This window comes from Moraxella sp. DOX410 (assembly GCF_032248735.1).
Lineage (GTDB): Bacteria > Pseudomonadota > Gammaproteobacteria > Pseudomonadales > Moraxellaceae > Faucicola > Faucicola tetraodonis.
In genome coordinates this window covers 1,644,896-1,657,137 of the sequence record NZ_CP135138.1, presented here as the reverse complement: position 1 = coordinate 1,657,137, position 12,242 = coordinate 1,644,896, and the positions used below count along the sequence as shown (strand labels likewise).

Annotated in this window: 10 protein-coding genes; 5 read left to right on the top strand and 5 right to left on the bottom strand. The window is 44.5% G+C overall.

Features of this window, described 5'->3' with window-relative positions:
* Positions 1-15: 15 nt before the first annotated feature.
* The gene (gene ychF, locus RNZ41_RS07360) at positions 16-1,107 is read right to left on the bottom strand and encodes a redox-regulated ATPase YchF (RefSeq protein ID WP_007116508.1); all 1,092 of its coding nucleotides are present in this window, start codon (positions 1,105-1,107) and stop codon (positions 16-18) included.
* 314 nt (positions 1,108-1,421) lie between these two features.
* On the opposite strand from ychF, the gene rsmA reads away from it, so the two are divergent.
* The gene (gene rsmA, locus RNZ41_RS07355) at positions 1,422-2,306 is read left to right on the top strand and encodes a 16S rRNA (adenine(1518)-N(6)/adenine(1519)-N(6))-dimethyltransferase RsmA (RefSeq protein ID WP_076774447.1); all 885 of its coding nucleotides are present in this window, start codon (positions 1,422-1,424) and stop codon (positions 2,304-2,306) included.
* A gap of 48 nt (positions 2,307-2,354) precedes the next feature.
* Positions 2,355-3,185 carry a symmetrical bis(5'-nucleosyl)-tetraphosphatase gene (locus RNZ41_RS07350; protein WP_096488653.1) on the top strand — a complete coding sequence of 277 codons (831 nt, stop codon included), beginning with the start codon at positions 2,355-2,357 and terminating at the stop codon, positions 3,183-3,185.
* Positions 3,186-3,212: 27 nt separating this feature from the next.
* Here RNZ41_RS07350 and RNZ41_RS07345 read toward each other — a convergent pair whose 3' ends face one another.
* The 4 genes from RNZ41_RS07345 to RNZ41_RS07330 all read right to left on the bottom strand — a co-directional run bounded on the left by RNZ41_RS07345 (position 3,213) and on the right by RNZ41_RS07330 (position 9,234).
* Positions 3,213-3,731, bottom strand: coding sequence for a thioesterase family protein (locus RNZ41_RS07345; RefSeq protein WP_314026969.1), 519 nt, complete (start codon positions 3,729-3,731; stop codon positions 3,213-3,215).
* Positions 3,732-3,862: 131 nt separating this feature from the next.
* Complete coding sequence (locus RNZ41_RS07340; RefSeq protein WP_314026968.1) at positions 3,863-5,320, bottom strand: transglycosylase SLT domain-containing protein; 1,458 nt, start codon at positions 5,318-5,320, stop codon at positions 3,863-3,865.
* 697 nt (positions 5,321-6,017) lie between these two features.
* The gene (locus RNZ41_RS07335; RefSeq protein ID WP_314027834.1) at positions 6,018-6,773 is read right to left on the bottom strand and encodes a Nif3-like dinuclear metal center hexameric protein; all 756 of its coding nucleotides are present in this window, start codon (positions 6,771-6,773) and stop codon (positions 6,018-6,020) included.
* A 73-nt stretch (positions 6,774-6,846) separates the two neighbouring features.
* The gene (locus RNZ41_RS07330; protein ID WP_314026967.1) at positions 6,847-9,234 is read right to left on the bottom strand and encodes a site-specific recombinase; all 2,388 of its coding nucleotides are present in this window, start codon (positions 9,232-9,234) and stop codon (positions 6,847-6,849) included.
* Between the two features lie 299 nt (positions 9,235-9,533).
* On the opposite strand from RNZ41_RS07330, the gene RNZ41_RS07325 reads away from it, so the two are divergent.
* The 3 genes from RNZ41_RS07325 to cmk all read left to right on the top strand — a co-directional run bounded on the left by RNZ41_RS07325 (position 9,534) and on the right by cmk (position 12,145).
* On the top strand, positions 9,534-10,697 hold the full coding sequence (locus RNZ41_RS07325) for a DNA polymerase III subunit delta' (RefSeq protein WP_314026966.1): 1,164 nt from the start codon (positions 9,534-9,536) through the stop codon (positions 10,695-10,697).
* 76 nt (positions 10,698-10,773) lie between these two features.
* Entirely contained in the window at positions 10,774-11,121 is a 348-nt protein-coding gene (locus tag RNZ41_RS07320) for a PilZ domain-containing protein (RefSeq protein ID WP_007116499.1), read from the top strand.
* Positions 11,122-11,395: 274 nt separating this feature from the next.
* Positions 11,396-12,145: a (d)CMP kinase gene (cmk, locus tag RNZ41_RS07315; RefSeq protein WP_314026965.1), complete on the top strand. Its 750-nt coding sequence runs from the start codon at positions 11,396-11,398 to the stop codon at positions 12,143-12,145.
* Positions 12,146-12,242 lie beyond the last annotated feature (97 nt).

Here is a 12,242-nt window from a genome sequence, read left to right as displayed (position 1 = left end):
GTAAAAATGTTTGAACTAAACATTAAATCTAAAGTGCATGACATCGCCATCTTGCACGATATAAGTCTTACCTTCAAGACGAGATTTACCCGCCGCTGCCGCGCCTTTTTCACCGTTATATTCAATAAAATCATCAAACGCAATCACTTCGGCACGGATAAAACCACGCTCAAAGTCGGTATGAATCACGCCTGCTGCTTCAGGGGCAGTCGCACCGACTTTGACCGTCCAAGCGCGTACTTCTTTAACCCCTGCGGTAAAATACGTTTGCATATTAAGCAGCTCATAACCTGCGCGAATCACACGGTCAAGCCCTGCCTCAGTCATACCCATACTTTCTAAAAACTCTTGTTTTTCATCGTCATCCAGCTGGGCGATTTCAGATTCGATTTGGTTGCATAGCGCGACCACCAACGCATCATCTTTTGCCGCAAATTCCCGTACTTGGTCAAGATAAGGATTGTTGTCAAAGCCATCCTCGCTCACGTTGGCAATATACATGGTCGGTTTTAGGGTGATTAAACCATAACTGCGGATGATTTTTTTCTCATCCTCGTCCAGATTTGCCATGCGCGCAGGCTTACCATCGGCTAAAAATGGCTCAATTTTGTTAAACACATCCAGCATGGCTTTGGCGTCTTTATCACCGCCTTTGGCTTTTTTACCGACATTGATAAGCGCACGGCTCACTGCTTCAAGGTCAGCTAGCGCAAGTTCGGTATTGATAGTTTCGATATCGGATAATGGGTTGACGCGTCCATCGACGTGAATCACGTTGTCATCATCAAAGCAGCGCACCACATGGGCAATCGCATCGGTTTCACGGATATTGGCTAAGAACTGGTTACCCATGCCTTCGCCTTTGGAGGCGCCTGCCACTAGACCTGCGATATCCACAAATTCCATTGAGGTGGGCACAACGCGCTCAGGCTTGACGATATCGGCAAGTTGTTTGAGACGTGGGTCGGGTACAGGTACAATCCCAGTATTGGGATCTTTGGTACAAAACGGGAAGTTTTCTGCCGCAATTCCAGCTTTGGTCAATGCGTTAAACAGGGTTGATTTACCAACATTTGGCAGTCCGACGATACCACAATTAAAGCCCATACAATGCTCACTAAATAAAGGGTTAGTTAAATTTGTTGCATTATAACAACTTAGTCATCAGAATTCGACAGGCGATTGACGCATCAAAAAATTGACCCATCAAAAATTTAACCCATCAAAAATTTGTAGCATGATATAAACTACAAAAATTCAAATTGAGCGATTGGGCAGATTGTTGTCATGAAATTGTCATAATGGAGCGTCAAGCTATGCTATAATTATCAGTTTAATAGTGATTTGTGTCTGATGACGGTGAAGGTTATCGTGTACTGCGCAACATTGATAATTATTTCATTTTTATAGGAATGTTTTGAGTGACGGTCTCTGCTTTTTTATCGCATCAGCCTAGAAAACGTTTTGGGCAAAATTTCTTACATGATCAGGTGATTATTGGGAGAATTATTGACAGTATTCATGCAGGTCGCGATGATTTGATGGTTGAAATTGGTCCAGGCATGGGCGCGATTACTGAGCCGCTACTCAAGGAAGTCAATCGCTTGACCGTTGTCGAGCTTGATACCGATTTGGCAGACAGCTTGCGCATTCGTATTGGCGCCAATAGCAATGAGGGCTTAACCATTGTCAAAGCCAATGCCATGGAAGTGGATTACCATGCGCTATTCCAGCAAGTCATTGGCGATAACCCCAATCATACCACCGACAAGAAAATGCGCATTGTCGGTAACTTGCCATACAATATTTCTACGCCGTTATTATTTCATTTATTAAGTTTTGCCGATGTCATTGAAGACATGCATTTTATGCTACAAAAAGAAGTGGTTGATCGCATCACCGCAGAGGTGGATAGCCGAGAATATGGTCGTTTATCCATCATGATGCAGTATTATTGTGAAGCCGATTATTTACTGACGGTGCCAAATGGGGCATTTAACCCCCCACCCAAAGTGACGAGTGCGGTATTTCGGCTCAGACCTTATCAACAAAAACCGATTGTGGCTGACGATGAAAAGCTGTTTGCCCTTGTGGTGCGTGAGGCATTTAATCATCGCCGTAAAACACTGCGCGCGATTTTTAAAAAGTCGCCGATTTTGCCTGCGGTCACAGAACACCAGCTTGTGGCATGGGGACTTAATCCACTGGCGCGTCCCGAAACGTTATCAGTACAAGATTTTGTGACCTTGTCTAATGGCATCGCGGCTAATGGTATAGCGGCAAACAGCATCGCGGCAAATGGTTAATTTTTTTATAGCTGTTTAAAATTTTACTTTGAAGATGTAAGAGGTGTTATGGGTTTTCGACATCAATTTGTCATTGGCGATATTCAAGGCTGTTATGCCGATTTGCAGGCACTGCTCAAGCAGATTGGGTTTGATGAACAGCAAGATAAATTATGGTTTGTCGGCGATATCGTGGCACGCGGTGAAGACTCGCTGAGCGCGCTGCGTCTGGTAAAACGTCTTTGCCAAGCCGGGGCTGCCGAAATGGTGTTGGGCAATCATGATATTAACTTGATCGCGGTATGGCGTGGTGTCATAAAGATCAAAAAAAAGGATAGAACACAAGCGATTTTTGACGCCCCAGATTGTGATGAATTACTCAACTGGCTTCGTCGCCAGCCGCTGCTTGTCTATCCCAATGATAAAACCGTGATGGTGCATGCAGGCATCCCGCCAAACTGGAGTATCACCCAAGCAGCCATGCATGCGTCAGAATTGCAAACTCAGCTACGAAGTAGCTTATGGCAACTCGATAGACTGCTGCCAAACCTGTATAGCGATACCGCTGTTCCTTGGTCAAATATGCTGACAGGCTACGCGCGTATGCGGGCGATTTGCAATTATTTTACCCGTATGCGCCTTTGTCAAATGGACGGCACGCTAGAGTTTAGCTTTAAATCCAGTTTGGATGATAAAATGCCAGAGGGGTTTCGTCCATGGTTTGAATGGCAAGTGCCGCGCGAACGTAAAATCTTATTTGGTCACTGGGCGGCGCTAAAAGCCAAAGTCGATTTGGCAAATGCCAGAGCCACGGATGCAGGGTGTGTGTGGGGCGGCAGTATGATGGCATACCGCCTAGAAGATGAGCAAGTTACCTGTCAAACTTGTAAAGCAAAATAACCTTTGTAAACCAAAATGACCCTAGAGTTACCGAGCGAGCTGCAGCAGCTGCACAAACGCTTTGGGCAAACGGGTGGGTCGAACTTGGGTTTGCCCTTTTTCATCTTTACTAGTAGCCACGCATACAATACTTATCTCGGCTTGGCTTAACAGCTGCTGGTGGCTATCATAAATCCGCTGCTCAAGCTGTAATGACGCAGATTTGCAGTCTGCCGTCTCAATCACAACGGTGACTTCGCTATCAAGCAGAATCGGACGCACATAACGGATGTTGGCTTGGTTCACTACAAATTGGATATCAGCTTTGCCACTATCGCTATGGTGAGTAACGTGACTTGCAGCCTCGGCTGAATGCGCTTGATAAAAATAACTGCTCATCCCCAATTCACGTAACCAATCACGGCGACAACGCTCAAACAGCTTTAAATGATTGGCGTGATACACAATCCCGCCTGCATCGCTATCTTCTAAATAAATACGGTATTGGGTGGCATAAACAGGCTGATTGCTTGACTGAGTGTGGGGCTGATTCTGGAGCTGGGTCACGTGCTATCCTTAGGTTAATAATGTTAACAATAAGTCAGTAATTTTTAAAAACCACAAAGTGATAGCATAAAAAAAAGAATGGTGTTAAACCATTCTTTTTTGAAAATGTTTAGTTTTTATACCCACACGCATCAAGTCAATTGACGATGATTGACTTTGTCTAATTTTAACGCTTCCAAATAACTGCGGATATGGGTGACGTAATCTAAGCACTGCACGTAACGGCTATTGCTTTGACTATTAACTTTCAAATACTGATACACGGCTGCCCAATTATTGCCATCAATACCGCGCTTTTGCAAAATCTGCTGAATATCTTTAATCGCTTGTGGACCCATATTGTATGCCGCTAGGGTAAACCATACCCGATCTGATGCTGGCACTTGGGCAAATTCATGTTGCAGCTGACTGAGGTACTTAGCGCCGCCTTGTATGCTCTGCGTCGGGTCAGTCCGATTATCAACGCCCATCGCATTGGCAGTGGCATTGGTGAGCATCATAATACCGCGCACACCCGTTGGCGAAATGGCTTCTGCATCTAGATGCGATTCTTGGTACCCCATTGCCACAAGCAGTTCCCAATCAAGCTGGTATTTGTTTGCGGTCTGCTTAAAAGATGGTTCATAGATGGGCAATACGCGTGTCATGGTATCGGCAAAATGTTGTTGATTAAACGGCTCTGCCAATGGTGTTTGACTATAAAACGCGGCTAAATGTTGGTTACGGGTGAGCGATTGACCGCCACAAAGGAAGTTTTTTACATCGTCGTTGAGTTTGACATCATTGGGGTTTAGCTGTATAGCAACATGTTCGCTGAGACCCTGCTGTGATAAATAATCTTTGCCACAGCTTAGACTCAGCGATGATAACGCAGTCGCGTTTTGATAATCTGACCCATTGGTCAAGGCGATATCGGCTTTGCCCGTTTTGACAGCCGCCATTGCGTCCGCATCCGTGGCAAACACTTGTGTGCTCATGGTAACATCCAATCGCTTGGCATAATGGCGCATGACATCATAGCCAAAGCCGTGCTCAAAACCATCTTGAGCAAAATAAGTGGTATTACCATTAACAGTGGCAATACGCAGCTGCTTTTGAGATAGGATACTATCAAAAGTCGCCATTTTTGGTGCCGCAACCATGCTAGTAGGTGAGGCAAGGGTATAAGCATTGTCGACTTTATCAGTGATGCCCACCTGGGTGGCAACATAAGCTAAGGGCAAACCAATCCCCATCACAGCTGCCAGCTTTTTACTGGCACTCAACCATTTTAGCGGCTTGATAAAGCGCTCAATAAGACTAGCGGAAGGATTAGCCAGTTGCGCCAAATCTTGCACATGGCTAGATACCGCTGGTACACGGGACTTGGCAATTTTTGGCGACATCACCCCACCCAAACAAGGTTTGAGTTGAATCGGGAAGAATTGCAAGCGTTTAAATTGGGTCGCGTATTTACTAAAGCGTAATAAAGGGTGTTGAAACGGGTATAAAGTTAAAGGGCTTAAAAATGCTTTGACCGACATCGAAATCGACGCAGGATAGGTCAAAGCCAAATCATCACAATGCTCAAATGATGAGTTTAGCGGCATGTGTCACTCCACGGTGCACATACGTTAGATACGTTAAATTAATAAAAAACAACTATGCCAAATGAAAACATTTTATGAAACTAAGAACCGAATCGATAGTCAAGCCAAGTACCTGTCAAACTAAGCAACCGTTAAACTAAGTACTCGTCAAACTAAGCACCAGCTAAACCTAGTACCCGTTAACTAAGCACCAGTCAGCCAAGCCAAATAAGTATATGGCTTAATCCAACTATCTAACTCTATCCTAAATCTCACCAAAAAAGCTTCCATCCAAAATAGGTCGTTATTAACTTAACGCTAAAAAAAGAGCCAAACAGGTTGGCTCCCCTTATACCTAGGACGGTGATAAATCCCTATCCATTGTAGAGAATTATCGAAATAAATAATAATCAAGTACAACCCGAAAAAGGGTTAAAATTTTTGTAAGTGCTGGCAAATTAAAAATTGTTTAATAAGCCCAAGCACTTACCTAAAGAATTTAACGTAGGGTAACGTATGGCACGCATAAAATAAATAATAACAATATTTACTGCATGGCATTACAGTTAGTTATATGAAACAATGGGGGTATTGTAGTGAAATTAAAGTTACGCGTCATCTGGTTGACGGTAACGAAAGGCAAATTTATGATAAAAAGCGTAAAAAACCCGCTAAAATGCAATTAACGGGTAATAATTAGTCAATAAATTGCCCGATTTTACACAGGATTATCGATATCGACAAAATCAACGGTCAAAGCAAGATTTTCTTTGACATAATTCCCCAATGCAACCACACCACCTCGCTCGGTGGCATGATGTCCACAGGCAAAATAATCAATACCCAGCTCACGCGCTATGTGAGTCGTTCGCTCTGATACTTCACCCGAGATATAGGCTTGACAACCCATTTGTGCCGCTTGCTCAATCATATCCTGTGCGCCACCCGTACACAGACCAATGCGCGAAATTGTTTGATTACCCCCGGATAAATGTAGGGGCGGACGGGTTAAGGTAGTCGATAGTTTGTTGGTGAGAGCTGCAATCGACAACGGCGCTGCTAAATCCACGATATTACCAATCGGATGTTTTTCGTCAGGGTACAACGGTGACAAATCAGTCCAGCCTAGCGCTAGCGCTAATTGGGCGTTATTGCCCAATTGGGGATGGGCGTCTAACGGTAAATGATAAGCCAGTAAGGAAATACCATGTTGCATCAACAAACGAATACGCTTGCCTTTCATGCCAATTAACGGCGCAGGTTCACCTTTCCAAAAATAGCCATGATGCACCAAAATCGCTTGGGCGTTGTGCGCAATCGCTTGTTCAATCAATGCCTCAGAGGCTGTGACACCGGTGACGATGTGCTGTATCGGCTGTCCACCATCCACTTGCAGACCATTGGGACAATAATCTTGGAATTCATTAATTTTTAACAGCTCATTTAACCGATGAGCCAATTGAGTCGGACTCATTGAGGTCGCGGGTTGATTCATTGTAGTTTGCGAAAAAGTCATCATATTTCTATCGTGTTCAGTGTTTCATCAATTATTTGGGTAGCTTGCTTGCCGTGTCATTTGGGGTGATATTGTCGACCGCCTTTTGCACCACTTTTTCTTTAATTGCCTGTTTTTTCTCTGCAATTTCTTCATCGGTCAGTTTTTCCGTATGACTGATATTGTCGATATGGGGCGTAGTAGCATGCGGATGTTCTTCTGTCTGCGATGTTAGGGTGGTTTTATGCCCTTTACTATTTTTACCATCGTTTGCAATCGGTTTATCATCATAGATAATATTACCATCGCTATCGATGAGCGCATAGTTCATCGGCTGTTTACGTGGGATAAAAAAGTCAGAGGGTTGGGTCATCAAATGCGAGGTGACCAATTCAAATAAGAATTTCCACTCAAAGACTTTTACATTACGGGCGCGTAGGGCGGTCATTAAGGCGAGTGAAAAACTCACCAACAAGTTAATCATACCGATGACCATCACTCCAAATAGGCTAACCAAAATAATACCGATTTCTGGAAACTCGCCCGTGTTGGCATAAATGTTAAAAATCCCGTGAATAAAGTTGGCAGACGCAAAGGCAATGTGGCGAATATCGAGCGGTAAGCCAAAAATATAACCGATGGTCGCCGTACTACCTAAAAAGCAGCCGAATAAAAAGTTGCTCATAATCGCACCCAGATTGCGCTCGATAAAATCGCTAAAACGCAATAACGTCACAGGTCTCATTATCCGTTTGAGGGTAGGATGGTTGCGGATACGCTCACCAATTTTGTTGTGTACCGCAAGATTATCATAATAGCCTGCAATCAACCCTGAAATATACAAATACACCCCAGCAATCGCGGCATGAAAGATAGCAAGCGAGGTAAACGGGTTGAGATCATGCAGCAAGTGCTCTGCGCTAGCTTCCGATGTTAACGGACGACCCAGTCCATACAGCCACATGGATGAAATCAGTAGCGCAATGGGCATTGCAATTGAAATATTACCCATAATGGCAATAAACTGGGTGCGCATGATATCAACGACCAATTCTGTCAATTTGGTAAATCGTGCCGCTTTGCGTCCTTTTACCTCTGAGATGGTTGAAGCAATCGCGGCAGCCGTCATGGCAGGCTGTTTGGTCGCCACTGTACCGCCAATGATATGAATTGCCACAAAGCCAAGACCGTAAATCATACTGTTTAAAAAAGCCACGCCAAAGGGTGCCAGCGGTAAGGATTTCCCTAGGATTTTAAGGGTCGCCATACAGCCGATGAGTAGACCACCCAATGCTGCTTTTTTATACATACGGCGATAGCCCGCTTTATCGGTACTGATATAATGCTCGCCGACCTTACTGGCAGTCTCAGTCACACGGCGCGACAAGAGCGCGGTATTGATGCCAAATAAATATCTAAAACTACTGCGGTGGTATGAATCTTCATACAACGTGTTAATGAGCTCTATGATGGTTTTTTTCTTGATATGATCGTTGTCAGATAGCAGTGACACCAACAATTCAAGACGCTGCAGGCTTTGCTCAAGGCGCACCAACATATTGGTGGTACGCACAGTAATACCGGTTCGATGTATACGGCGACGGATGTTTTGCATCATAGTACGCGCTTGGTCGGTCAACACTAAAATTTGACTGCTATCCACCTCAGGCTGTGGCATCGCTTGCTCATCCCCTGGCTGCATGCTGAGCTGGTATTGACTGACAAATTCAGCGACTTCGCGATTTAGCGCAATAAAAGTATCTTGATTGTCAATCGGATTGGGAAATGCCTTTATTAAATCGGCATTGAGCCCGATGCCGTTGATACGCGCAGTTAAAATAGTAATGGCTTTGAGCACATTGGCTTCAAGCGCTTGCACCAATGCTTCTTTGCCTGCAGGTACTTTAAGGATGAGTATCAGTTCAATCCACCGACGCTCATTGATTAAGCGCACCCAGTAGCGGGTTTTTGGTGTGGCAAAAAACGCATTAAATAGCGCAATCAAATCGCGGTCATCGGGTACAGAGGGTAATAGCTTTTCACCGACCAAATCAAAAAATTGCGAAGTAAAGCCAGCATCTGACAAGATACCCAAATCCGTGTATAGCGACACCTGACGATAACGATTAATCAAGGTAAGCATAAACACACAAAACCCTTCTGCCCACACACGATTGCCGCGTAGTAGCCGAATAAATAGCGCCATCTGTTCATTGGCGGTCGTAGCATCATTTGCACGGTTACGCAAGGTATCTAGCAGTTGTTTAAATAGCGCAACTTGCGGAAAATCACGCAGCGCATTAATTTCGTTTAAAATAGTAGTTAAACGCGCTTCTAAGGTTGGCATCACCTTTAATTGGTCTGCCATATCCGCCGCATCATAACGATGTTGGGCATTGGGTAACGTATCTTGATTATTAGGTTGCGATAAATTCGTCAAACTAACCTCGAAGTAAACAGAAAATTGAATCGTTTTTTTAAATAGGGTGAATCACAACTATAAGAAAAAATACGAAAATAGATATCCTAAGATGAAAATTTAATCGACTCATCAAAAAAAATCCATCATTTATTTGCAACAAAAATCTTATGGGCCAAGGTTTAAAGACAGTAAGGGATAAAATAACGCGACGCGTTACCGCATTTATGTATTCGAGAAAACAACCTGACTGATTATCCTAATTGATTATCTAGCCGCAGCGATTATACTATGGTTACTCTGTTGACTGATTTTTTTCTATGCCATCGACTATAACCACCCAATCAAAAAGCACCAAACAACCCAATACCGAATCAACGCCCAATGAGGTAACCCAATATTACTATCCAGACCCTGTCAGCCAGCAGGTGATACAGCAGTGGCTGTTTATGGATTTACTGCCGTGGCAACAGCCAACTTGGCAGTATTTGACCACCCATCTAGATGCCTTGCCGCACGCGATGTTGTTTGCAGGCAATGCAGGGACGGGGAAACGTGCCTTTGTGTATCGGTTTGTCGCATGGGCTTTGTGTGAGAATCAACGCGACAATGCACAAGGTGTTACAACTGCCTGTGGGCAATGCCAAAGTTGCCAATGGCTGATCGCCAATACCCACCCCGATCTTTATCAAATTCCAACACCCACCGTGGCGCGTGACGCCTCGCCTAAATCTAAAGCAAACAACGCCCTCGTGGCGCAAGCCCCAACCCATCAGTCAGGTTATAGCATCAAGATTGACGAAATTCGGGAATTGCAGCCTTTTGTCACGCAGTCGAGCGGCGGATTAAGAATCGTGGTTATTCACCAAGCGGATGCGATGACCCTAGCCGCCAGTAACGCGCTTCTTAAGACCTTAGAAGAGCCTGCCGAAAATGTGTTGATGCTGTTAATTAGCGATAGTCCTTCGCAGCTACTGCCAACGATTCGCTCGCGGCTACAGGCATTTTCGGTAAGCCATGTGACCCCCGTTCAGTCAATGCAAGCGATGCAGCAGTTATTGCCAAATACCGATACTGCAACGCTACAACAAGTGAGTGAATTGTCTGGTTATGCGCCCTTTTTGGCACTGCAAATGTTACACAGCGAATGGTATCAACACCGCCAGACTTGGATAAACAGCTTTCAAGCGGTTCGTAGCGGGCAACGTACGCCTGTACAAGCCAGCAACTATTGGCAAAAAACACTGACATTGACAGACTTTTTATACTTGTCGCAAGCCTTGTTAGTACCATTGGGGCAATTTGCCGTCGGTATCTCAGCGTCCGCCAATGACTTGGATTTTGGCAAGCTGCAGCCACCACCGACATTAAGGCAAATTAGCCAGTTGCAGCGGGTTATCGATCAAATCTGGCAAGATAGACAGCAACATATCCAAGATAAGTTATGCTATGATAAAATTTTTAGCACCATGCTTGATTGCTAATCTATTCAATTAGCTATATTACTTATCATTCACCATGCGTTAGTAACCCCATGCGTTAGTAAAAGGAACAGTGATTATGGCAATGCCATCTCGTGGCGGTATCACCACCATTAACTATGATACGATCGAAAAATTGTATGCGAGCTATCTGCCTTTTATTGAAAACGGTGCGTTATTTATTCCTACTAACCAGCAGCAACAACTAGGCAGTCAAACCTTTGTGGCAATCACTTTGCCAAATTCGAGTGAGAGAATGCCGCTGCATGGCAAAGTGGTGTGGGTCAACCATCGCGCACAGGCACAGCGCCCTGCAGGCTATGCGTTACAGCTTGGCAAAGACGAAGCAGGGTTACGTATCAAAAACGAAGTCGACCGCCTTCTAGCGGGTCATATCAGCTCAGATAAACCCACCTTTACGCTATAAATTTTGGAAATTCTGGCAGTTTTAGCCTGTGATTGTTAGAAGCCAGCGATTGCTAAAGGTGAGCTTATGCTTAATCCGGTAAGTCGCTAGCTTTTCTTTTATAGGTCAATTGTTAATCATCCCTCTGACGTTCGATGCATTGTGTATTTTTTGCCTATTTTTTCCTTGGCAAAAATAATACGCACTGTAGTCAATCCTTGTGTCAAATTACTTGTATAAAATAGCTTTCAGGCGTAAAATATACGACTATTTTTGCTTTGTTCCTAAGAATGGCATGTCACAATTGTTAACCCAACCGTCTTTTGATCTAACCGCGAGCCTGCCCGTCATCACCATTGATGGCTCAAGTGGTGCAGGTAAAGGTACATTGACGGCAAGACTGGCAAAGCTGCTGGATTATCAAATTTTGGATTCAGGAGCGCTGTATCGGATTGTGGGGCTTGCAGCCCACCAAGCGGGTTTGTTAACGAACAGCATTGACGAAACTGCGCTAGCTGATTTAACCCAATCGTTAAAAATTGAGTTTGCAGCCGCAAAAGCGGGTTCTGAGCATGTGACAGTGCTCGTGAATGCCAACGATGTGAGCGAAGTGATTCGCACCGAAGAAGTGGGTAACTTTGCATCAAAAGTCGCGGTATTCCCGAAGGTGCGTCAAGCGCTATTAGAGTTACAAAAAAATATGGCAACGTCGCAAGGCAACCCAAAAAAGGGTTTGATTGCAGACGGGCGTGATATGGGCACAGTGGTTTTTCCCGATGCAACGCTGAAAGTTTATCTGGTCGCATCCTCTGAGGCACGAGCCGAGCGCCGAGTCAGTCAGTTAACCAACGCTGGCAAACAGGCAGATTTTGACGAAATTTTGGCACAAATTATTGCCCGTGATGAGCGTGATAGTACACGCAGTGCCTCACCGGCTAAGCCTGCCGATGATGCGATAGTGATTGATAGCTCAGCGATCGATGCTGAGCAAGTGTTTAACCAAGTTTGGCAACTGTGTGTTGAGCGTGGTTTGACAATTAACTAACTGTTTTTAAAAGTTTTATCGATTTTTTATAGGCACTAAAACCAGCCTTATGTTTATAAAAAATCTTAATTGAACCGTACTGTGCTGGACAGGCTAC